The sequence below is a fragment of the Abyssisolibacter sp. ZYX002 genome, assembly GCF_056892235.1.
The window spans coordinates 471,422-495,821 of the sequence record NZ_JARMXH010000001.1; the positions used below are offsets into that span (position 1 = coordinate 471,422).

Here is a 24,400-nt window from a genome sequence, read left to right on the forward strand (position 1 = left end):
TTTCAATATATGACACCTTTTTATAGTATACTATAATTAAAGAAGATAGCAAAGGAGGAAATGTAAGATATGAAAAAATTATTTTTGGCTTCGTATTTTAAAGGTGTAGCTAGCATATTCGCAGACTTTGAAAAGAATTTGAGAGGTAAAACTGTGACGTTTATACCGACTGCTAGCAAAGTAGAAAAGGTAACTTTTTATGTAAAGGCAGGAAAAAAAGCACTTGAGAAATTAGGACTAAATGTTGATGTTTTGGAAATATCAACAGCTACTTATAATGAAATAAATACTAAATTAAGAGGTAACGACTATATATATGTAACAGGAGGCAATACTTTTTTCCTTTTACAAGAGTTAAAAAGGACAGGAGCTGATAAAATCATCATGGATGAAGTAAACGCAGGCAAACTTTATATCGGTGAGTCAGCAGGTGCAATGATTACATCAGCAAATATTGAGTATGTAAAAGGGATGGATAGTGTTAAAAAAGCCCCAGAATTGACGAGCTTTGACGCTTTAGATTTAGTAGAGTTTTATACAGTACCTCACTACAATAATATACCTTTTAAAAAAATTACTAAGAAGTTAGTAGATAGCTATTCTTCAACTTTAAAATTATTTCCTATCAGCAATAATGAAGCAATACTTGTTGAGAATGACAAGGTTAAAAGCGAAAGAACTAACTCGTAAGATGATTCAGAGTCTACCGATGTGGAATACCGTAAAATGAACACTAGCCAGTATGTATCCCTCCAAGCTTTGAGAGGGATAATACTATTTTTAAAGAAACTTAATCTACTTGGGATTTTTGGCAGATAATATACTATCAATTAAATTAGCTGAAAAAGTAGGCCTTAATAAAATTAAAGAATATGAAGTGATTGTTGTTCAGTTTTAAATGTTATAGTAGCAAGTTAATTCTGAGGGTATATTCATTAAGCTAATAAAACTAAAGGTTATATATTTTTTTAATTCAGAAATATGTCAGTAACCCTATAAGAAGGAAGGCATTTTAAATTAGAAGAATAAAAATTTGTAAGGTGCTCACCTTGTATATTATAATTAATTTGGATGAGTAAATAGCGATAAAAGAATGATAGGAAAAAGTTTAACACTCTAAAAACTTTATCGTATTATAATCAATTACTTTTATTATAGGAGATGATAACCAATGAACACAATAGAAAGTGCATCACCAACGGATATAAATTTGTTAGCTAATCTAGAAATCAGATCTGAATCTTATTGGGGCTATGATTCAGATTTTATGGATAAATTCAAAGAAATATATTTAATAACACAAGAATTTATAATAAACAATCCAACTTATATTCTGAAAAATGATGATAAAATAATCGGTTTTTATGGATTATTGATAAATGATGATGAGGTCTCATTAGAATATCTATTTATAGAACCTATGTATATTGGAATAGGTTATGGCAAAATGTTATGGAATCATGCTCTTGAAGAATTCAAAAAACTAGGTATTAGAGAGTTTACAATTATAACTAGCCCAGATGCAAGAGGATTCTATTTAAAACTAGGAGCAACTATTTATAAACAAGTAGATTCATTAATATCAAAGGGAAATAAAACGCCTAAACTTATTTATAGATTATAAAAAAGTATTATTATATTTATGAAAGGGTGCAAGAAAGAATGAAAAGATATATAATGAGGTATTATGTTTTTTTTATTACTATAGGTGTATTATTTGACCAAGTAGTGAAAATTGTTATTGATATGAATTATAAGGATATTGAATTTAATATAATACCAAATCTAATTATCTATAGACCTGTATTAAATGACAAATTTTCATGGATTAATAGTCTTTTTGATATAGGAATAGGTAAAGTAACACACATTTTATTGTTAATTATACTTGGTATAATTGTATTATTAGTATTTAAATATATAAGGGCTATTAAGGCTGATTCAATTGGTGTTATAGTAGGTTTTTTATTTCTGATTTCTGGATTAATCTGTTCAATAATAGATAAAATATTTTGGGGAGGTAGTCTAGATTATATAAACTTAAAAGGTTTTTTTACCTTTGACCTTAAAGATATTTATGCGACTATAGCGGAAGTGATTTTCACGATAATTATTATAGTAAATTGGAAGAAAGTAAATTCTTTCAAGGTAAAACACTTTTATAAATATATTACTAGTTTAATTAGAGGGTAAATTCTAAAATATACATAAAACAAGGCGTTGTAGATAGGGGTAACACCTTTTAACAAAGCAGTGAAGTTCGTTCGGGCGAGGTCAAAAAACTCTTGGGTTAACCAACGAGAATTCCTTAAAGGTCAGCCCTCACCCATTACCAACAAGTCCGTTAAGTCAGTTAATTCAAGTAGTCTTTAGCCAGGGCATGAGCATCTCCTTCTAAGTATTTTTGATTCAACTAGAATTTACAGTTCCTTTTATGGTGGAGTTGTTATGGATCAAGTGCTTAAATGTCTAGAAGGATTGACTACTCATAGTGTACTTGCAGGTGATTTTATTGATATTATTCATAACCCAGCTTTTAATATATTCAATATAATGAGAGCAGATATTCAGATTCCTAAGCATACTAGATATTGTGGTGAATTTTTCTTGGTTTACATTAACAGTGATTTAAGTAGATGGACATACTTAGTACTCAATAAAAATATAAGTTTACAAAATAGATCAGATATGGTATAATCTGCTACATAGCTAGCTATACCTCATTTTTTAATAAAGCATGCAAGAGGGGAAAGGCTTTTAGTCAGAAAAGCTAGAATAATAATTTTTTAGCTGGGGCAATAATGAAAGCTTTAAAGAGTATAATATTTTCTTATGTCCAATGAATATACTAGAAGACCTAAATAAGAAGAGAGAGGAGTGAAAAGAGAGAATATTTCAATATTATTTATTATAATTCACGATAATACGTATTATTTAATATAGAGTAATTACTTATATACACATGTTCAATATGCTATAGCTTAAAAGTAAATCTAAAATTTATTAAGGGAGAATAGGATAATGAGAAAAATTATTGGATTAGTTTTAATTGTTACAATTTGTTTATCATGTACTCTAAGTGTTCAAGCAAAGCACTTTAGTGGGGGATTCCCTAGCGGTCATCTAACATATGCTGTAGGAGGAGGAAGTTCATCATATGCTTCTACCGCAACATCACAGTGGAATGGGGTAAGTTCAAATGCATCATTCACATATAATGACGCAAAATCACCTTATGGCTATAAAGCAGATGTAATCACGTATTTCAATGAGCATGATGCTCCTTCAAGTGGTTTATTAGGAAGAACGTATCCATTCAAAAGTTTTACTGGTACATCATCAACTTCAGCAGGAGTAAATGATAGATGGGTAAAAGCGATTGTATATCAATATAAGAGTTCCTACCTTGACACTGCTACAAAGAGGAAGCATACATGCACTCATGAATTAGGACATACTCTAAGTGTAGCGCATCCGAGTTCATCATCAACAGTAGCAGTAATGCAACAAGGGGCATTAACATTTTATAAATTAAAAGATTACGATAAGAATAGCTTGAAAGCCAAATGGGGGAATTAGAGATGGTTAAAAAAAGAATATTTATATTATTAGCATGTGTGTGTGTGATGTTTACAAGTTTTGGTATTTACAATATTGCTAAGGACGACGAAATAATTGATTGCGTTACATTTGCAAGTCACGTTAAATTCGATTATAATCAATTGAAGGAAAGTGCAGATATAATTGCGCTTGTAAAAGTAAATGATAAATTAACAAAAGAAAATAGTGTTGTAAATTATATTGAAGGAACGCCTAATATTGTAACTCATTATTCTATAAGAGAATTAGAAGTTTTAGAATACTATAAGGATACTTTATCTCAAGGAAACACTCTAAAAGTAATTGAAGAAGCTGCAATTACTAAAAATAATGAGTATTTACACGATGAAGGGTATAAAGCTCTTGAGAAAGATCAAAAATATATTGTATATTTGTCAAAAGATAATTCATTAAATTTCTTGAGTATTATTAGTACTAATAATGGAAAAATAAGTTTAGAAGAGTTTGATAAAAATGAGTTTACAGATATTGCAGTTAAAAGTATTCTAAAAGCTGAGGATATCGAGTTTGCAGAAAACGGTAAATTCAAGCAAAATATTAATGCAGAAATAGGTACAGCTGAATCGGCAAAGAATAAAGTAGGAAAAAACTTAAAAAAATATGGTTTAGATGTGAAGGTAAATTATTATAATGATGGAGTGCAGGTTTCTGTCGATGGTAAGGAAATTTATGTCAAAAACAATATTGGTGAAAAGTAAATTAAAATTGTTAGCGATAATGCTGTTTATTATTAGTAGTATACTGAGCGTAGGTTGTAATAGTATAAAAGATAGAAATTTCAAAAGTGTAATTATATCAGTTGAAGCAGATAAAGCACAGTATACAATAACTAATCCAACTTCACTTAGTATTATAAAGAAATATATTGAGGCTGGTGCAAAGGAAGAGGGTATAAGTGATTATAATGCTTCAGCACCTTATGAAATGTCAATAAATTACTCAAATAACACTAAAGAAGTTGTTAAATTGTATTTATCTAATAAAGATGATAATTCAAGTTATGTGTTTGCTAAAGATGAAAATATAGGATATACAGTTAATCAATCTAATACTAATAAATTAAAGGAATTTATCAATGACTTAATTGAAAAGAGGAATATGGATAAGTAACATTATAAAAAAATATATATGATGAATGACGAAATGATCTTCAGAAAATGAAGGTCATTTCTATGTAAGTGGTGTAGTGAGAATATGTATAACACATTCTCATAAAAACTAATTAAATAATAAAATTATTAAACAAAGTAGCAATAATGCTTTCAGAAGTTTGTATGACAATGGATTATAGTAGAAAAATGTTGGAGCAAGAATTGCCAAAATGCAATAAAGAAGAGGTTGTAATTTCACAACAATTGGTGGGATATTTCAATTAATGGGAATTGATGAATATCAGATAGTGAGTATATTTTTAAAATATATAAATAATTAACTATAAAATTATTTTAACAAATTATATAATGATATGAAATTAGTAGTACCTGATATTATAATATAAGAGTATATAAAGGAAAAGAATTTTCTAATAGACATATTCATGAAGTTATCATAATAATAGATAGAGTAAATAGTTATAATAACAAAATTTTATGCAGTTACGGTATTGAGAATCGAAAAGAAAGCATAGAAAAACTGTTTAAGGCATTAACACAGTTAAAATAAAAATACATGGCTTAGGTCATGTTTTTTGTTTGGATAAAAAAATGCAAGAATGAGATTAAAATATTAATTATAAAAATTAAATATAATTAAATAAGATATCTATCAAAAATTGTCTTTATGATAGAGAAGCTTTTTATCAAAGTGTATGTGCGTTTTTTGCATAGTTCTATTTTATATACGTTACTTTTAACAGTAAATTTGCTTTTTCTAGAATATATAATAACTTTCTGTGATTGCTTTTTCTGCTATATCTAAATAGATTATATTGTAAAAAACAATAAAGATAAATATAAATTAAAAGAACATGCTTTTAGTTACAAATGTGATATAATAAAAATCACCATGGGATTATTTTCACAGTACTTTTGTATAAAGCTAAAGGAGATTATATAGGGAGGGATATAAATATGCCGGTTATCAAAGGACTTGAATGGACATTTAACACAGTTTACAAGAAGTATGACAAATGGCGTCCTACATATGTTGAAAAATTATATGAGGATCTTTTTGCTTATAAAGAAATAAACTCATTAAGTAAGGTAGTTGAAGTCGGAATAGGAACTGGACAGGCTACAATTCCAATTGTCGATACAGGTTGTTCCATAACAGCAGTTGAATATGGCGATGAATTATCAAAATATACAAAACAGAAATTTTCTAACTATAAGAATCTTAATGTAGTAAATGCTAAGTTTGAAGATTTTGTGTGTACAGATAATTCTCTTGATTTGATTTATTCTGCTTCGGCTTTCCACTGGATACCTGAGGAAATAGGCTATACAAAGGCTTTTAATTTGCTAAAGAGCGGAGGCGTTTTTGCACGTTTTGCTAATCATCCTTTTAAAGACAAAGGTAGACTTGGTATGCATGAAGCTTTACAAAGAGTTTATAGTGTCTATATGCCCGGGGAACTGGGAGATAAGGAATACAGTGAAGAAAATGCAAAAAATCGTGCTGAGATTGCTAAAAAATATGGATTTATAGAAATTGATTATAAGATGTACCATAGGACGAGAACATTTACATCAGATGAGTATATTTTACTTTTAGGAACTTACTCTGACCATATTGCTATCCATGAAGATAAAAGAAAGAAATTTTTTAGTGAGATTAAAAATGCCATTGACGAACTAGGTGGAATAATTACAATTTATGATACTATAGATTTACAGCTTGCAAGGAAACCATAAATTAGCTATAAAAACTATGGTTTACATTTAATGTAACGTCAATTGATATTATTAGAGGGAAGATAAACCTTAAAGATATACTATAGGGAGGGTAAAATAATCAATAAAAAGTAAAATAGTAAGTATGCAAATTAATTAATTTTCCTGATCATTAAGTATGTCTAATATTTTCTTAGAAAGCGTCGAGTTATAATCATTTTTATAATCATACCATTTCAAAGGATCTTTTTTATTTTCAGTTTTTACAGTTTGAAATATGCTTTTGAGCTTAGTTATATTGTGCTTTGTGTTATTTAAATATTCCACAGATTTTTTATAAGAGACACCATTTTTATCTGATTTATTATCTAATTTGCTTAATTCATAAAGGTCAAGCCCTAATTTATAAAAGTAAACAGATAGTGATGAATATATAGAAGTAAGCAAGTTGGATGCTTTTATTGAGTATTCTAATGTTCTTTTTAGAATCAGACTTACTATCATAACTGTTAACATAATCTGAGATATCCACTGTAAGGAACTCGGTATTTTCGTATACATACACATATAGGAAAATCCTATTGATCTTTTTAAAGAATTGTTCTGCTTTTTTAAATAATAAGTTGTTATTATAAATGATATTGTTAATATTACAACTATAATTAATAATACTTTTTTAAATTTGTTAGGGTTCATATAATACCTCCACAATAATCATACCTTATTTACTGGAATTACGAGTGAAATTACCACTGAAGTTCATGAATTTGAGAGAGTAAACAAAGTGAACGTAATAGGTGGAACTCATTATTCTACAGAAAAGTTTGCGTGTATGAAGATGACCGGTTATTTTAAATAAGACTCATACAACAGATGATTATGCTATTCTTATAGATATAAAAAAAGAAACCATGAATAGTTTAGATATATTAAAGATTTAAAATAATAGTCTTCCAATATTTTGGAGGGCTTTTAATTTGATACATAAAGGGACTATGAAGTTATGTAAAGTCTGTGAAAACCGATAAAAATAAATAATCAAACTTGTGATGGATATATGGATATGTAATGAGAGGTTATCCCTCATCTAGATATGAATGAGGATGAGGCAAAACTAAATATGGGAAGCAATATTGAGGTGGTAGTGCAAGAGAGATTGCATTTAAACTATCATTTGCACTAGAATGAGAATGAGTTAGCAAGTTGATACAGAGGAATCCTAGACTAATGAAATTATTATTAAGGAAAAGAATGATTGAAAAAGGCGAGTGAATAAAAATTATTTGGCATAACAAGAATGTAGCTTCAGATTTACTTCAAATATTACAAGATAGAATTAATATAATGTTTATTAAAAATTTATAAAAAAATGTAACGAAGCACCTTCTTAAATTGTTATATAGTATGAAGGAGGAAATTAACGAGAGAAAGAAATATTAAGTTTTCATATGAGTTTTAGATATTTACTTTATTTACTGCTACTGACTTATACATCTAGTATAAATTTCTAATCATCAAACAATATGTACCAAACATTAGTTTATTTGAAAACACATTTTATATTTCTAGTGAGCAAGCGTCGATAGTTATCTTACAACTAGAAATGTAGATAGTTAAAGTAATAGTTGGATTGTAGCGTTTTATGATGATAATTAAAATACAATTAAAAACTGGATTAAGATTTAAAAAGGTACGTGATATAGGGCATGAGGAGTGGCACGGTGAGTGAAATAAGTATAGGTTTGTTTCATATGAATATACATATGAAAATTGAAAAATGGTAGAAAGTACAAATATGTTAGTAAGATTAAAGAGTATTAGTTGGAAAATGTTGCTCATAAGATATGAAAATAATAGTAAACAATTCTAGGAGGTTTGTAAAATGATTAGAAGGTTTAAAACAAGTAAAAAAATTATGTCAACAATGTTAGTCTTAGTGCTATTAATAACAGTATTCTCGATTGTGCATGCTAAAGCAGATAACACAAAAATTTATAAAGATGAAATAGAGCAAAGTGTAAGGAAGGTACTAACAGATGGGTTTTCGGAATACTATAAGATAAACAATATTAAAATAAGGTTTGATGATGTAGTTGTAAATAATCAGAATATTGAGGTTAATCTTCTAGCGACAATGAATACTGCTTTGAAGGTAAAAAAAGTTAGTGAACTTCCTTATGTAAAAGGAATGTTAAAAAGAATTAATCTAAGTGATTTCAGTTATGAATCAAAGGCCAAAACTGATGAGGCTGTTGTAAAAGCCAATAAGAATAATTTGAAAAATGAACAATTAGCTAAAGTTTCTAAAGCAATAGATTTTAAATTCAATGACCTACAACAGTATATAAATAAATCTGATGACAACTTTTTCTATTTAAAAATTACTGCCGATATCAGTAATGATAAAATAGTGCAAAATTCTATAAAAATCTTAGCAGAAAATGTAGATAGTTTTGTGCCAATTAAACAAATGTTACCTAAAACATCACTTGAAATGGAAAAAGAAGGTTTCAATGATATCCAATTAGTTATAGATTCTAAAGAAAAACAGTATCTTCCAAATCTTTACTCAAATTATGATAGAATAGCTGCAAGAGATTATGCGAATAAATGGTCTAGTAACCCAACGTCTTGTAAAGATCATGGGACTACTTGTGGTATTAGACAAGATAGAGACAAATGGAATAATTCGGATTATCCATATTATAATGAATTGTGTCATGCTGATTGTGCAGATTTTGTATCTCAAGCTTTACATGCAGGCGGTATTCCAATGGATAGCACGTGGAAAAGAGGGACTCCCGCAAACACATCAGTGGCATGGGTAAATACACATTCTCTAAAAAAATATATGTTGACTACTAAGAAATATTGGAAATCATCAACCTATGCGTCTGCAGCAGCGGGAGGAATACTTTATACATCTTCGGGACACGTTGTCCTAATAGTCAAAAATGATACTGTAACAAGACAATATAGTTCTCATACGAACGATACAAAGAAACATAATTATTCTAATATAAATGGTTATAAATATTATGTATTGTGGTAACCAATAAAATTTAAGGAGTATTTCACATATAGAAGATATTAAATTCTTCTATATGTGAAAAAAATTAAAGTTACTTTTGACGTCAATCATTTAATTATGGTAACGTCAGCTTTTATGCTACCTAATAAAGATGCTGTCATTATTTTGGTCCTTACAGTCGAATCTCTTTTGATATCAACGGTTATAGTAATACGGTATGTATACTCAATGACTGTAGCTTTTAGTTCTTAATATGAATAGAATTTTTTTAGATAGCACATTTCTGATTTTAACATTTCACAAAATGCTTATATAGGACTATTATCATGTAGCGAGATACTCTAGACATGTTTTGGGTCATATTTGCATCATCCAGTTTATCTTTAAATATCTTACTTGTGTATCGAAGTCTCTGATATTATGAAAGATTGCTTAGTATTATGATATTGATCATGAGCAATGTCTAATGTTCTGAAAACGAGTTTATTATTATTCATGGAGGTCACATATATTTGCTAATACTCTTATGAATTATTTCAAAAGGATTAGTATTAGTTTTCTTTAATTTACGATGTTATTTAGTTGCATAGAGTAATTTTGTCTATTCTAATTTGATTTTTAGGATTATCTAGAAGACGACTTATTCTTCCTTACCTAGCGCATTTTCCTTTAGTACTAAAAAATAATAATGTCTTTTTTGAGATTGAGACAAATCAAATGTTATAATAAGGCAAAATTTACAAAATAAACCAAGTGTGGTATAATGTTTTCGTTGAAAAGTATATAGGGAAAATTACAAAGTAATAGACATATTACTTAAGGAAGGGAGAGAGGTCACTCAAATGAGTAAATTAGAGAACATTTATATACTATATTATAAAGAAATGTTCTATGTTGCTATTAACATATTGAATGATTATCATGAGGCAGAAGATGTTGTACAGAATGCTATATTAAAGATTTTTAATGAATTAAGTAAAATTATGATACCTAAAAGTTATAAGACTAAAACTTATATTACCACAATAGTCAAAAATATGGCAATAAATAGATATAACAGAAAAAAGTTAAGGAAATTAGTACCAATGGATAATATTAGATATGAACTATTACAAGGAGAAAATACTTCTCTGGATGAGAATATAATTAATCTAGAGAATGAACAAGAAATTATAAAATTGTTGATTCAAATAAAAAAATCATATTCAGATATTCTAGCTCTGAAATATAAATATGAATTATCAAATTTTGAAATAGCACAATTTCTAGGTATTTCGCAAGGAAATGTAAGAGTTAAAATTCATAGAGCTAAAAGATCATTGAAGAAGATAATAAAACGTAGTGTAACTATAGATGGAGAGTAATTAGAGACTATCTATGAAATATTTCAATAATAAAAAAAATTTTTGACTAGCATAGCAAGATACCATATAATTCTTAATTAAAGAAGCACAAAATGGGGTACACCACTAAACGGGTGTAGGCTGTTTTGCGCTTTTTTTGTATTGAAAAAAGAGGAATTATGATTATGATAGTAAATGGTAGAGATATTTTATTAAAAGAAAGTCAGCAGCTATTAAATTTGCTGAAATCTGAGAAATAACTGATATCTACACTAAGATTATAAATACAAAAGATATATTCAAAGGCTATAATATAATCTGTGAACCCTTTGATAAACCAGAAGAAAAAACTATGCTTGTTAATATAGTTCTAAAGCAACTAGAAGAGGCCAAGATTGTAGCGGTTTCTGGTATGGCTAGTTATGATAGTTTATAATTCAATTAAAACAATTAACCTTTTTAATCGTTTATATATATGTGGAGACATTAAAAGTGATATATCAAAGGATAAAGGATTAATGGCATCAAAAAGTACATATTTGTGCTGGGCATTAGGCAAATATGGTTCTTCGATCTATGCTACTTTAGATAAGGCTCATACAACAGATGATTATGCTATTCTTATAGATATAAAAAAAGAAGCATGAATAGCTTAGGATATATATTAAAAATACAAAATAATTGATTTAAAAAAGTAAGTAGAGTAAAATAATATTAATAAGAAAATTAGAGAAAATATAGTTTGGAGTGAGTATATTGGAAAGATATTCAAAATTAGAATTATCGAAAATGACTCTAGATGATATTAAGTTTAAATTCGATTTAGTTAATTTGGCTTTAATGATGGAAAAGAGTTAGAAATATATACACTTGGTGGTGCAGGTGCATTGCTAGCAGGTTATTTTACAAGATATACTCATGATATAGATTATATGGATATAAAATATCGAGCATGTCGAGGTAAATATAGGTACACAAACGGATATTTTAGAATTTAGTCATACAACTGTTTCTCCAATATACAGAAAGGGACTATGAAGTTATGTAAAGTCTGTGAAAATCGATAAATAAATAACTTGTGTTGTAGTATATGAGGATATGTAATGAGGGGTTATCCCTCATTTTATTATCTAAAATATAAAGTATTTCGTAGAACCTAAGAAAGCGGTTTCTATCGTCTACAAAGATTTTATTTGATGTTAGTAGTTTCTGTACATGTAAACTAGCTGTATTGTAGTTGATGTCTAATAGAACTTCTTTTATAGTAAAGAATGGTTTTTAAGTATAATAATATTATTATGAAGTTGAATACTTTTAAAATATTTTATGCTATTATTATCTATAGATATGATTAAGTATAATGTTAGGAGTAACTATGAATAAAGAACATATTTTAGTAGTTGAAGATGATGTTGATATTAATAACTTAATAACAACAATATTATGTAAGCAGAATTTTAAAGTAACTCAGGCTTTCTCAGGTAGTGAGGCATCACTACAAATGTCTATAGCAGAGTTCGATTTATTATTGCTTGATTTGATGTTGCCAGGTATTAATGGAGAGAAATTGATAAAACAGATTAGAGAATCTAAAGAGATGCCGATACTAGTTATTACAGCCAAAACTTCATTAGAAGATAAGGTCAATGTATTGAATCTTGGAGCAGACGATTATATTACTAAGCCATTCGCTTCTGAAGAGATTCTAGCTAGAGTAAATGCACAGTTAAGAAGATATAGAAAATTCATTTCTAAAACTGGGAAAATAAATAGACCAAATCAATACAGATTTAAGAAATTAGTACTTGAAGAAGAATCAAGAAAGGTTACGGTTGATGAAAAACCAATATCGTTAACGGCACATGAATTTGATATATTAAAAATATTAATAAAGAATCCGAGTAAGGTCTATTCGAGAGAATCATTATATGAACTTATTTGGAAGAATGGATACTATGGAGAAGATAATACTGTTAATGTTCACATAAGTAATATAAGAAAAAAAATAAAAACTGTTATAGGTGACGAAGAATCCGAATACATTAAAACTGTTTGGGGAATAGGTTTTAAATTGAGGAATTGACAATCTTTAAACTTTCTTTAAACTTTCCTGAGGATTTATTAATAATATTAATTTATTATTATTTATGTAAGATTCATTAGTGAAAAGCAAGAAGGGAGTGCAAAATGAAAGAGATTATATGTACAAATAAATTATCTAAAGCTTATGGTATGGATTCTGTTTTATCAGACATAAACATGACAGTTAGACAAGGTGATATCTATGGATTAGTAGGGAATAATGGTGCTGGAAAGACCACCTTATTAAGAATATTAACGGGACAATCACAAGCTAGTAGTGGAGAATATAATTTATTCTCAAAATCATCTAACAGTGAATTAAGCCGTGTAAGAAGAAGGATTGGAGCTATAATCGAAGCGCCATGTTTCTACCCAAAGCTTACAGTTGGACAGAATATGGAGTATTATAGAATCCAAAGGGGAATCCCAGGAAAAGATAAAATCGATAAGGTACTTAATGAAGTAAATATGATCTATGCAAAGAAGAAAAAGTATGTCAATTTATCAATGGGAATGAAACAAAGAGTAGGATTAGCTCTTGCTATGATGGCTGAACCTGAGTTATTACTCTTAGATGAACCTATAAATGGATTAGATCCATCAGGGATAATTGAGATTAGACAATTACTTTTAAAACTTAATAAGGAAAAGAATATTACAATACTTATTTCCAGTCATATACTTACTGAGCTATCTAATGTTGCAACTAGCTATGGTTTTTTGAGTAAGGGTAGATTAGTTGAACAATTATCAGCCAAAGAACTTAAAAATAGATGTAGAAGTTACCTAGAAGTAAAAGTTACTAATGCTAATAAGTTATCAGCATTATTAGAGCAGAAACTAGGATATAAGGATTTCAAAGTTTTAAAGGGTGATATTATTCATATATTTGATGATAATGTTGTTCCAGAGAAAATAAGTGAATTGGCTATAGCTAATCAAATAGGTTTAGTTGGACTGAAAGAAAAGTCTATTGACCTTGAAAGTTACTATATGACCTTGATTGGAGGTATTGAAAATGCTTAATTATATTAAAAGTGAAGCCTATCGTAATCTACGAACTAAAGGCAATTATATATTTCTATTATCGTGCTTATCATTTGTTACCTTTATTAATATAGCCTTAGGATTGTATGCTAGTACTCAATATAATTTTCCTTACGGAAATACTAGATTTTCATTTTCTAATTTATACGCTGGTATGGGTATGCCTATGATGTTGTGTGTAACTTTAGTTGCAATAGTACTAGGACAAGAATTCAAACATCATACATTAAAGAACTCCATTTCATACGGAATTACAAGAAAGCAAATCTACTTTAGCAAATTTTTAATGGAGCTAGCTGTTTCAGCAATTAATCTGATACTCATTTGTAGTGCATTTATTATAAGTGCTTATGCTATGCTTAATGATAGTGGAGCAATGTATTTTAATATATTAATTCGTTCTATAATAGCATGTATCCCCCTGTTCATATTCAGCGTAACTGTTGCTCATTCTTTATATTTTATTTTTGACAATGATATTGTAGCAGTGAGTGTGTGGGGTGTAATAGTAGTAGTAGTACCTAAACTACTATCTTTAGCAGGTATGGGAATAAAGGTGTTTAGGGAGATAGCCAATTGGATGCCATGGAATATGCTGACAGCAACATTTTATGGAAGAACCAAAGAGTGGGGCATGACTTGGAGTACTAATAAAGGAATGATAAAGTGTTTTGTTGTTGGTATTGTAGGAAGTATAATATTCTATATAATAGGACAGAGAATATTTGAAAAGAGAGAAATTAAATAAGTAATTATTAGTAAAGTGAATATAATAGGACATATTGCAAAAAGGAGTGTAGGAAAATGGAATTAGTCATAATTATATTATTCATAGTAAGTGTGTATTTTTCTGCACGCTTTTTCTTAGTTTATAGAAATATTGAAGAAATCACCAAAGATTTTAAAGAAATTACTGAAGATATAGAAACCAACCGTAAACTAACTCTTGCCTATCCAGACAAAAAGTTAGAAAAATTATTGATCTCTCTGAATGAGCATCTGACCAAAACACAACTTCAGAGGATTAGATATATCAAGAGAGAAGAAGAGATAAAGAAAGACATAGAGAATATATCACATGATCTAAGAACACCTCTAACTTCTATAAGAGGATATATTGAACTTATTAACGATGAAAACACTACTCAGGATGAGATAGATGAATATGTATCTGTAATAGAAAGAAAAGCTGTAGTACTACAGAATCTAATTGAAGCATTCTATGACCTATCTAGATTAGAGGTCAATGATTACAAGATGAATTTAGAGGTAATAGATATTAACAAAGAACTTAGAGAACTATTACTTGTTTTTTATAATGATTTTGAAAAGAAGAATATAAGTGTTGATATTAAGATAAGTAGCCAAAAGTCAATGGTGAAATTGGATAAGACTGCAATTCAAAGAGTATTCAATAATCTAATTCAAAATGCTATCAAGTATAGTCAAACCAGTTTTAAAGTTGAGTCAGATATAGGCAATAAAAATATCATCATAACATTTATAAATGATATTCAAGATATTAATGAGGATGAGGCAAAACTATTATTCAAGAGATTCTATATGAAAAATTCATCACGAAACAATCAAGGTTCAGGATTAGGGCTTACTATAACTAAACTTCTAGTTGAAAATATGGGAGGTAATATTGAGGTGAAAGTGGAACAGAGAGAGATTGTATTTAAACTATCATTTGCATTAGAATAACAAAGAGTATAAATATAGATAAGAAGAATAATGCTGCAAAAAGAAGACGAGTATATGATTAAACAGACTAGGGGGTTATAATGAGGTATATAGAGGACAAAAATTTTAAATATAAAGATAAAATGATAAAATATTTAAGAGATTACAACTTAAAATATACTGGAGAAAGAGATTCATCATCAGAATATTTTTATGCTATTGATGGTGAAAAAATGGTGGGAGCTGTTTATACAAATTATTATTGGGATTGGGTAAGTATTGGGAGTATGTGTTATGATGATGTTGATATTCTAAGGAAATTGATTTCAGAAATCAGCCTTTATTATAGGGATAAAGCCGTAGGTTTAAAGTTATATACAGAAGTTGAATCTAGAGTAGAAGATTTTAAATCTATAGGTTTTGATATTGGAGGAATTACAGAAAAAACACCAAGAACAACTAGAGATTTCTATCTGAAGAATACTGATTTTAATATTAAAAGTAATGCACAAACAGAAGTTATAGTGGCTACTGAAAAAATAGATAAATATAATTCTATTGTATTAAATCAACTAGAGAAATTTAATATAGAAAACAATGTTAAATCAGTGGAAGAGAAAAATATAATGTTCGTAGCATTAGATAACAATATATTTGTTGGTGGAGTACATGGAAGTATTTATGAAGATTCAATGTATATAGGTTGGCTTGTAGTTGATGAAGCGTATAGAGGAAATGGAATAGGTAAAAACCTTATGTATATGATTGAGGAAAAAGCAAAAGAGCTCAATGTCTATAGCATTAGTTTAGGTACTGTGGAGTTTCAAGCACAAAAATTTTATGATAAATTAGGATACAAGATAGTATTCATAAAAGAAAATGACCCTAGAGGCTATAAATCATATAGTATGGTAAAAAAATATAAGTATACGACTAAAATATATTCTGATACGCAACAAAAGAATGAACACTATATATAAATAATAAAGCTGACTATTGTTTTAATTATAGATAAATATATTAGTTATATTTTTATTTATAAAAGGAGTAATCTAAGGAGGGGTATTATGAATAATAAATACGGTGAAGTAGCGCTAAAAACTATTAAGATGAAGCTTTCCGAGCCAACCATTGATTTAACTGAATGCTGGGACATATGTGCGAGTATGATTTTCAAGAGCAAGGCAAGTGCCAAAAAAGGATGTCCAAAAAGTTGTTTTTTAGGGTTATGCCAAGAAGGGTTTGTAAATGGAATAAAAAAAGGGAAATATACTAGGTCTAAAAAAAATAAAAAGTATGGAATAGAGGCAATAAAGATATTGAGAGTAGAGCCTAAATTAGCAGATAATAAGAAGTTATTATGGAATAAAATTAGTGATAAAAAACATAATTCTCAAATGGATATTGTTATTGCATTATTTAAGAATGGATATATTAATTTGAGTTGAGTTCAAAATAATATTATTAAAAGTATTGGCTAGACCAGTAGATTTATAGTGTACACATAGAAATATATAGTTTAAATGGAATTGTAATCTCTGGGGTATATTCAACTTTGTTAATTGTTTATGTTTAGTGATAATTAAAAGTTATAGATGGGGGAAATGGTATGATTTTGTTAAATGATATCTTAAAAATATCAGAGTCAGATTTAAAAAATACAAAAATAAGATTTAATAAAAGTATGGGTGAATATAACCCAGTAGAATTATTTAAGGAAAACAATAAAAGACTTTATGATGGACATTTTTGGAATTATAAAAAAAATAAATCATTTAAAGAAGGGCAAATAGCAATAGGATTTATTAGGTTAGAGATTGATAAGTGGTTACTATTTGATATAAGTCGTATAACAAAAGACTTGAACAAATTTAATGATATTGGATATGAATACGAACATCTTAAAGAATATGAAAAATATTTTGGTCGTTTAATTATTAGATTTAAAAATAAATCACAAAATTTAATAAGAAAAGCTGAAAGTGTAATCAATGAATGTGAAATTTATGAGATAATTAGTGATACATATGAAGATGATAATTTTCCAGGATATGAAAAAATTGATTTGTCATGGAGAAAATTAAAAATGGTCATCGATAAAAAAGACTGGAAGGCAGCGTTAGAAAACCAAAAAGGAGTTTACTTAATTACAGATGCTAGCACTGGAAAAAGATATGTAGGGTCTGCTTATGGAGATAATATGTTATATGGTAGATGGAAAAATTATGTTAAAACATGTCATGGTGGCAATAAAGATTTAAAGACGTTAGATGATACATATATTAAAGATAATTTTAGATATTCTATTTTAGAAATTTATAAATCTACAACTGATGATAAGGTAATAATTAAAAGAGAATATTATTGGATGAAAATACTATTAACAAAAAACAAGAAATATGGATATAACAATTAAAAAATAGTATAGCGACATGTTCACTCAATCAGTACTAAGGGGAAGGTTGCAAGAGAAAGAAGCAACCTTTATAAGTACGTGGTATGCATAAAAAGTGATGTAAAAAATGGGAAAAGTATTATTGCTACTTACAAAACTAAAAAGCATTAATAAACTAAAAAAGATTATGTATATGGAATTTAATGATATTGAAGGTTTTTATTATAGTGAAAAAAGAATTAGTATATGCAATCGAATTGTCCTTTTAGATTGTCTTTTTAGTTATAAATGGATTGATAGAAAAACTATAAATAAGATAATTAACGTTTGTGTCTATTTTTTAGATTATAGGCTAATGAAAACTGGGACAAGTAGTTATATGAAACTGGCTTACTTATTTCAAGGATTAGATTTTGGGTCTTAAAAAAATATATAGTAGCAAATATATGAATTAGGATGTGATGTGATGAATATTAAAGAGAAATTAATAGATTTTAGAACTATAGATATTGACCAATACCCAGAATTAAAAGGGTATGGGAAAGATAAATTATATGATAATTTTATTGGTACAGGAGGAATGTATTTAGCTACCAAAATGTTTAGGCATATGAATTTAAAGAAAGGTGATATTGTACTTGACCTTGGATGTGGATTTGGGACAACATCAATTTACTTAGCTGAACAATTTGATGTAACTGTCATTGCTGTGGATCTTTGGCAATCTCCTTCTAAACTTAAAGATCGAATATGCGATAATAAATATTATAATAAAATAATACCACTTAATTTAGACATAGTAGAAAATATTCCGTTTGCAGACAATTATTTTGATGCAATATTTTGTATGAATTCGTTCTTTATTTTTGGAGATAACGATAGTTTTATAGAAAAGTTATTAAAAACATTAAAAGTTGGTGGTACATTTTGTATGGGTAGTGAATGTTTTAACCAAGAACCTAATTTTAATGCATCTAGTATTCCCGAAGTGTATAATTTTAATTGGAAGTGGAATATTTGGGATATTTGTTATTCAAAATACCATTCACCGAGCTGGTGGAAGTCGAAACTAAAGCAAACAAAATTATTAGAAATAAAGTATTGTGAAGAACTTGAAGAAGGTATAGTTTTTTATGAGGACTTAGTTTTAAATTACTATGATTATTTTGATGAAGAAATAATAAGTAAAGGTATGATTATTTCACAAGAAAGTATAGCTAATCAAATTACATATAGCAGGAATAAAGAATTATACCCTACAGTATTTATTTTATCAGGAAGAAGGATTAAAGAGAAATAATGTGTGAATATGGCTTGAAACTTGAAGAAATCAGCATCATATAACAATGTATATCCGTACGCTTGGTACAGAGAAATTTTAAAGATCGAGAGGGGATAGTTAATGGAAGTATATAGTATAAATGAAAGTAATATTGATATTGTATCTAATTTTATGGCTGAAATTAAACCCGAATGGTGGAATTTTGAAGGCGCTAGAAATCAATTAAGCTCAGGGATTGGCTGGTACTATGGTTCATCAAAAGACCAGCCAAAGGGATGGATCCTATGTAAAAAATTAAGGCACTATAAGACTCTTGAAATAGAATGTCTTGGTTACGATGACAATGGAATATATAAAATAGGTAATGAATTACAGTCTTTAGTTAAAGTACTAGAATCTTTTGCTAATAGTAAAGATTATGCACTTATTCGATTTACTATAGGTTCAATAGGACTGTCATGTCATAATAGACCGTTAGACGAACCATGGATGGAGTTAAAAGATATTCATGCTATAGAAAGAGAAGAATATGATTGGTTTCTTTCAATGGGGTATGTACCTTCAGGAATGTTACCTAATATCTATGGGGACAACTATCATGGGATTTTACTAGTAAAGCAGCTTTGATTATATACATATATATTAAATTATGAAAGGGCTCGCCGTCCGTGGTTTGCTCTGAAAAAATAAGATTTAATAAAGGGGAGTTTAGTATGATTTATGAATTGAATAAAAGAGAATACCCGAAAATAAAACCTTTGTTGCAAAGTATGAATTGCGAGGATCATACTGCATTAAATGCTATTATTGAAGGAAATAACAGGGCAAAAGTTTTTGTAGATGATATTGAGAAACCTAAAACAGCTCTAGTTTGGGCAGTCTTTTGTATGTACTATTTTATTGGAGATAGTAATAACTTAGAATTTAATAATTATTTAAATTCATTTGTAACAGAAAAATTAGGGAAAGAAAACTTATCAATGGGGGCATCAACATTTGTATGTACTCTGTTGCAGGAAGATGGTTGGAAGGATACTGTTGATACCATTTTTAGGGATAAGTATCCACTTACAGGATTTAGACAAGAATTAAATTTTAATAAGAGTAAGTATAAAAGAATCAGTAGTGTGAATGAACTCCCAAAAGGTTATTACGTGAAAAAAATAGATAAAGAACTTCTTGATAATGATACAGAAGAGACAATAAGTGTTGATATAAGTGACTTCTGGAATAGTAACGAGGAATTTTTAGAAAAAGGTATAGGATTTTGTTTAATAAATGAAGGTAGAATAGTAAGTAGTTGTAGCTCTTGTTATGTTAGTAAAAAAGGATATGAGATTGTAATAAATACTTATGATGAAGAGAATAGAAATAAAGGCTTTGCGACAGCAGTAGCATTAGAATTCCTAGATTATTGTGTATCAAATGGTATCACACCACATTGGGGTGCCTATGCTACAAATGATTCATCAATAGCTTTAGCAGAAAAGCTTGGTTTTGAGAAAGCAGAAAAAAATATATATCGTGAGTTTTTATTTGACGAATATTATAACCTAATTAATGCAGGATATAATATATTGAGAAATTCAAAAGATGTAGTAACTGCTAAGGAAATATATATGAAAGCATTTAACATTAGAAAACCAGAAGCAAGGGATTTATATAATGTTGCTCGTGGGTGGGCGCAAGGTAAAGAGTTTGAACTAGCATTTGAATTTTTAAATAAAGCCATAGATGAAGGATTTAATGATATTAATAGAATGAAAAATGAATTTGATTTATCTGAACTTAGAGAGAGACAAGAGTGGAAAGAGTTTATTCTAAAAATTGAAGATAAACTAAAGTGAGTAGATTATTTGTTATGATCCAAGTAAATAAAGGGTTTATTATTTTGGAATCCAAATCTCAGTAAAAAAGTTTAGCCCTAACTTGACAGTATCGAGAATTGAAAAGAAAGCTTTAAGCAAGTTAAAGAAAGCCTTCAACAATTTAAAAGAGAATTCAAGTTAAAAGCTGAGTGATATTATTACTCAGCTTTTATAATATTAGAGTTGGTAAAGAAAAGTTTTGTTTTAATAGTAATGTAGATGAAGATTCTGAAAAAAAGAAATCTAGCTTATATATAATTTTACCATATATAACTGTGATAAAATTGCATTGAGCGCATAATGAAAAAACTGTTACATATTTATACCTAATGAGTATGAAGGAACTAACTAAAAGATGTTTCAAGATACTACAAGCCATATAGGAGGGTTCTACTTTATAGAAGTTAATATACCAATGTCATTGATGATTTCCCTTCATTAAAAATTATACTGTCTATTTTTTATTTGATGACAGTCTGGAGTATGAATTATTAGTATATATAAGATAATCAGTGAATGCATTGATAGGATAAAAGAACATACTAGAACTAAGAAATTTTGATCTTATTGTATTATGTTTCAGATAATAACTCTTTTGATAAATTTAATGTATTTATGATCATAATGTTTTAATGGTAGCAAGAGTCAAAGTGTTTTGAGATTATTTCTTAGGAGGGCAATCAGTTAAACACTTGATAATTCACAAAAAAGGCTTACATAAGATGAAATATTATATTTGATGGTAATTAGTTTCAAAAAGAAAATACAAATTATTGAGATGGATAAAACGGCTTAGCAGAGATTAGTGTTAATTTTTCTGGCATGTTATCTTTTTAAAAATGTTATTATTAGTCTTGTAAAACACTACAGAAAAATATGAGGTGACTAATTATGAATAATAATAACTACAATAAGTTTATATCTTTTCATGCAAATGAAAAACCATTAATTCTTTATAATTGTTGGAATGTACAAACGGCTAAAGCAATCCAAAATGTTGGTGCAGAAGCTATTGCAACTAGTAGCTTTGCTATTGCAGACTCATTGGGATATGAGGATGGAGAGCAAATGCCTTTTGAGAGCCTGATAAAAATATCTTCACAAATATCAAGTAATACATCAATTCCTTTGAGTGTAGATATAGAAACTGGTTATAGTAGTAAAAGTGACGGGTTATTAGCCAATATTCTCTCATTGCTTGAGATTGGTGTGGTTGGTATTAATTTTGAAGACAGAATAATCGGAGCTCCAAAATATACTTTACAGAGTGTTGAGGAACAATCTAATAGAATAAAACGAATATGTGACTTTGTTGAAAGTAAAGGATATAAACTTTTTATCAATGCACGTACGGACATTTTCTTTATGGAAAGTGAGCATAACATTTTTACTGTTAATTTAGCACTTGAAAGATGTCATGCCTATCATCTAGCAGGAGCAAAGTGTATTTTTGTACCAGGTCTAACTGATATTAATTTGATTGAGTATTTAGTAGATAGGTCACCACTCCCCGTAAATATAATGCTTAGTGAAGGTTCGCCTTCAATATCTGAACTTGTAGAGACTGGCGTAAAAAGAATATCCTATGGTCCTATTTCATATATCAACTCAAATAAAGATTTTGAGAAGCGAGCAGGTGAGATTTATGGTAATAACAGATAAAAAAATAATAGACAGGTACTACCAGATGTTGATAGACAAGAATCCTGAATTTGAGGGTATATTCTTTGTAGGGGTGAAAACAACAGGTATTTTTTGCCGTCCTACATGTCCTGCTAAAAAACCAAAGAAGGAGAATTGTGAGTTTTTCAGTAATGCCCAGGAAGCACTTTTAGCTTCCTACCGTCCATGTAAAAGATGTAAGCCTTTGAGTTTACCATCAAAACTATCTCCAGATGTAAAAAAATTAGTAGAGGCTGTAGAAGCTAATCCTGAGAAACGATGGAGAGATAGTGACTTTGATGATTTAGCAATACACCCAAATACGGCAAGAAGACAGTTTAAGAAACAATTTGGGATGACTTTTATTCAATATTCTAGAGCCCGAAGACTCGGCATTGCATTTAAACATATTAGAAATAAGGAACCTATTATATCAGCGCAAATCGAAAGTAACTATGAGTCAGGTAATGGATTTCGAGATGCTTTTTCGAGAATAATGGGAAAACTACCTTCTAAGAGTAAAGAAATTAAGGTCTTATATTCTGCTTGGATAGAAACTAGACTAGGTTCTATGATTGCAATAAGTGATGATACACATCTTTATCTGCTGGAATTTGTAGACAGGAGAGGACTTGAAAATGAAATCATGCGTTTGAGGAGACGACTGCACGCTAGTATTCTTCCCGACCGAAAAGAGCTGATTAATGTGCTTGAAAAAGAACTGACAGCATATTTTTCTGGTAAGTTGAAACATTTTACTGTACCTATTTGTCTAATAGGCTCTGATTTTCAAAAATGCGTTTGGAATGAACTGATGAAAATACCTGTAGGAGAGACGACGTCATATAAAGAACTAGCTATTAAAATGGAGAAACCTTCTGCGTATAGAGCTGTAGCAAATGCTAATGGTGCGAATCAATTAGCACTTATTATCCCATGTCACAGAGTTATAAACAGTGGTGGGGGCTTAGGTGGATATGGTGGCGGGATTGCTCGAAAGGAGTGGCTTTTGAAACATGAGCAAAGCATGGTGAGTCTAACAACAGAATCATTTCCTAAGGGATAACCGCATCGGATTATTGAATTACTAAAAACACCCTTTGAGGTTATAATCATGATTAAGATACAATATTTAAAATATGGTAATATTGATACAATGCTTCACAAATAAAGAGTTTTTAGCCCCTCCTTGACAGTAGGTTACGTATCTACAATTGAAAAGAAAGCTATAGAAAAACTGAATAAGGCATTGACATAGTTAGAATAAAAATACATGGCTTAGGTCATGTTTTTTTGTGTCAAAAGAAATTTCATCTTAAAATATTGGAGGGTAATGGTTAGTAGTGTCCAAAATTTTGATTTTAATTTTATTCAATCCTTACCATAGGAAATTAGAGACAACATGATATAATAGAGAGTAGAATTTTTCCTTGGTACGATAATAATGATATATAACAATGAAAAAAATTAAAATATATGATGACGTTAGATTGGTGTTTAATTTTCATGGTTTTGGAGTTAGCACAGTGAAGTACAAACGATAACTTTTTAT

24 protein-coding genes are annotated in these 24,400 nt (G+C 28.7%); 23 read left to right on the forward strand and 1 reads right to left on the reverse strand.

Annotation, left to right across the window (positions count from 1 at the left end; all coding sequences use genetic code 11):
- Positions 1-69 precede the first annotated feature (69 nt).
- From P3X86_RS02195 to P3X86_RS02230, 8 genes are all read left to right on the forward strand, one after another.
- Positions 70-690, forward strand: a complete 621-nt coding sequence (locus P3X86_RS02195) for a Type 1 glutamine amidotransferase-like domain-containing protein (RefSeq protein WP_483290986.1) — start codon at positions 70-72, stop codon at positions 688-690.
- Positions 691-1,171: 481 nt separating this feature from the next.
- On the forward strand, positions 1,172-1,624 hold the full coding sequence (locus P3X86_RS02200) for a GNAT family N-acetyltransferase (RefSeq protein WP_483290987.1): 453 nt from the start codon (positions 1,172-1,174) through the stop codon (positions 1,622-1,624).
- A 38-nt stretch (positions 1,625-1,662) separates the two neighbouring features.
- The gene (locus tag P3X86_RS02205; protein WP_483290988.1) at positions 1,663-2,193 is read left to right on the forward strand and encodes a signal peptidase II; all 531 of its coding nucleotides are present in this window, start codon (positions 1,663-1,665) and stop codon (positions 2,191-2,193) included.
- 255 nt (positions 2,194-2,448) lie between these two features.
- Positions 2,449-2,697 (forward strand): hypothetical protein, encoded by a 249-nt coding sequence (locus P3X86_RS02210; RefSeq protein ID WP_483290989.1) that lies wholly within the window; start codon positions 2,449-2,451, stop codon positions 2,695-2,697.
- A 324-nt stretch (positions 2,698-3,021) separates the two neighbouring features.
- Positions 3,022-3,579: a zinc metalloprotease gene (locus P3X86_RS02215; RefSeq protein ID WP_483290990.1), complete on the forward strand. Its 558-nt coding sequence runs from the start codon at positions 3,022-3,024 to the stop codon at positions 3,577-3,579.
- A gap of 2 nt (positions 3,580-3,581) precedes the next feature.
- Positions 3,582-4,319, forward strand: coding sequence for a hypothetical protein (locus P3X86_RS02220; RefSeq protein ID WP_483290991.1), 738 nt, complete (start codon positions 3,582-3,584; stop codon positions 4,317-4,319).
- Positions 4,291-4,731 (forward strand): YhfM domain-containing protein, encoded by a 441-nt coding sequence (locus P3X86_RS02225; RefSeq protein WP_483290992.1) that lies wholly within the window; start codon positions 4,291-4,293, stop codon positions 4,729-4,731. Before P3X86_RS02220 ends, P3X86_RS02225 begins: the two co-directional genes overlap by 29 nt.
- A gap of 959 nt (positions 4,732-5,690) precedes the next feature.
- Positions 5,691-6,473, forward strand: coding sequence for a class I SAM-dependent methyltransferase (locus P3X86_RS02230; RefSeq protein ID WP_483290993.1), 783 nt, complete (start codon positions 5,691-5,693; stop codon positions 6,471-6,473).
- A 135-nt stretch (positions 6,474-6,608) separates the two neighbouring features.
- Here P3X86_RS02230 and P3X86_RS02235 read toward each other — a convergent pair whose 3' ends face one another.
- Positions 6,609-7,148 (reverse strand): hypothetical protein, encoded by a 540-nt coding sequence (locus P3X86_RS02235; protein WP_483290994.1) that lies wholly within the window; start codon positions 7,146-7,148, stop codon positions 6,609-6,611.
- A 1,186-nt stretch (positions 7,149-8,334) separates the two neighbouring features.
- On the opposite strand from P3X86_RS02235, the gene P3X86_RS02240 reads away from it, so the two are divergent.
- The 15 genes from P3X86_RS02240 (at position 8,335) to P3X86_RS02310 (ending at position 23,914) form a co-directional block, all read left to right on the forward strand.
- Positions 8,335-9,504, forward strand: a complete 1,170-nt coding sequence (locus P3X86_RS02240; RefSeq protein WP_483290995.1) for an amidase domain-containing protein — start codon at positions 8,335-8,337, stop codon at positions 9,502-9,504.
- 821 nt (positions 9,505-10,325) lie between these two features.
- Entirely contained in the window at positions 10,326-10,847 is a 522-nt protein-coding gene (locus tag P3X86_RS02245; RefSeq protein ID WP_483290996.1) for an RNA polymerase sigma factor, read from the forward strand.
- Between the two features lie 497 nt (positions 10,848-11,344).
- Complete coding sequence (locus tag P3X86_RS02250) at positions 11,345-11,473, forward strand: hypothetical protein (protein WP_483290997.1); 129 nt, start codon at positions 11,345-11,347, stop codon at positions 11,471-11,473.
- A 728-nt stretch (positions 11,474-12,201) separates the two neighbouring features.
- A complete protein-coding gene (locus P3X86_RS02255; protein WP_483290998.1) occupies positions 12,202-12,909 on the forward strand; it encodes a response regulator transcription factor in 708 nt (235 codons plus the stop codon).
- Positions 12,910-13,013: 104 nt separating this feature from the next.
- Complete coding sequence (locus tag P3X86_RS02260) at positions 13,014-13,934, forward strand: ABC transporter ATP-binding protein (RefSeq protein ID WP_483290999.1); 921 nt, start codon at positions 13,014-13,016, stop codon at positions 13,932-13,934.
- Positions 13,927-14,703 (forward strand): ABC transporter permease, encoded by a 777-nt coding sequence (locus tag P3X86_RS02265; protein WP_483291000.1) that lies wholly within the window; start codon positions 13,927-13,929, stop codon positions 14,701-14,703. Before P3X86_RS02260 ends, P3X86_RS02265 begins: the two co-directional genes overlap by 8 nt.
- A 56-nt stretch (positions 14,704-14,759) precedes the next feature.
- Positions 14,760-15,662 (forward strand): sensor histidine kinase, encoded by a 903-nt coding sequence (locus P3X86_RS02270; RefSeq protein ID WP_483291001.1) that lies wholly within the window; start codon positions 14,760-14,762, stop codon positions 15,660-15,662.
- A gap of 80 nt (positions 15,663-15,742) precedes the next feature.
- Positions 15,743-16,621 carry a GNAT family N-acetyltransferase gene (locus P3X86_RS02275; RefSeq protein WP_483291002.1) on the forward strand — a complete coding sequence of 293 codons (879 nt, stop codon included), beginning with the start codon at positions 15,743-15,745 and terminating at the stop codon, positions 16,619-16,621.
- 87 nt (positions 16,622-16,708) lie between these two features.
- Complete coding sequence (locus P3X86_RS02280; RefSeq protein ID WP_483291003.1) at positions 16,709-17,089, forward strand: DUF6979 family protein; 381 nt, start codon at positions 16,709-16,711, stop codon at positions 17,087-17,089.
- Positions 17,090-17,250: 161 nt separating this feature from the next.
- Positions 17,251-18,057, forward strand: a complete 807-nt coding sequence (locus P3X86_RS02285; RefSeq protein WP_483291004.1) for a GIY-YIG nuclease family protein — start codon at positions 17,251-17,253, stop codon at positions 18,055-18,057.
- Positions 18,058-18,502: 445 nt separating this feature from the next.
- Positions 18,503-19,336 (forward strand): class I SAM-dependent methyltransferase, encoded by an 834-nt coding sequence (locus P3X86_RS02290; RefSeq protein WP_483291005.1) that lies wholly within the window; start codon positions 18,503-18,505, stop codon positions 19,334-19,336.
- 102 nt (positions 19,337-19,438) lie between these two features.
- Positions 19,439-19,945 (forward strand): hypothetical protein, encoded by a 507-nt coding sequence (locus tag P3X86_RS02295; protein WP_483291006.1) that lies wholly within the window; start codon positions 19,439-19,441, stop codon positions 19,943-19,945.
- An 86-nt stretch (positions 19,946-20,031) separates the two neighbouring features.
- Positions 20,032-21,165: a GNAT family N-acetyltransferase gene (locus tag P3X86_RS02300; RefSeq protein ID WP_483291007.1), complete on the forward strand. Its 1,134-nt coding sequence runs from the start codon at positions 20,032-20,034 to the stop codon at positions 21,163-21,165.
- A 912-nt stretch (positions 21,166-22,077) separates the two neighbouring features.
- Positions 22,078-22,848 carry an isocitrate lyase/PEP mutase family protein gene (locus P3X86_RS02305; protein WP_483291008.1) on the forward strand — a complete coding sequence of 257 codons (771 nt, stop codon included), beginning with the start codon at positions 22,078-22,080 and terminating at the stop codon, positions 22,846-22,848.
- Positions 22,832-23,914, forward strand: a complete 1,083-nt coding sequence (locus P3X86_RS02310; protein ID WP_483291009.1) for a bifunctional transcriptional activator/DNA repair enzyme AdaA — start codon at positions 22,832-22,834, stop codon at positions 23,912-23,914. The genes P3X86_RS02305 and P3X86_RS02310 overlap by 17 nt, the downstream gene beginning before the upstream one ends.
- Positions 23,915-24,400 lie beyond the last annotated feature (486 nt).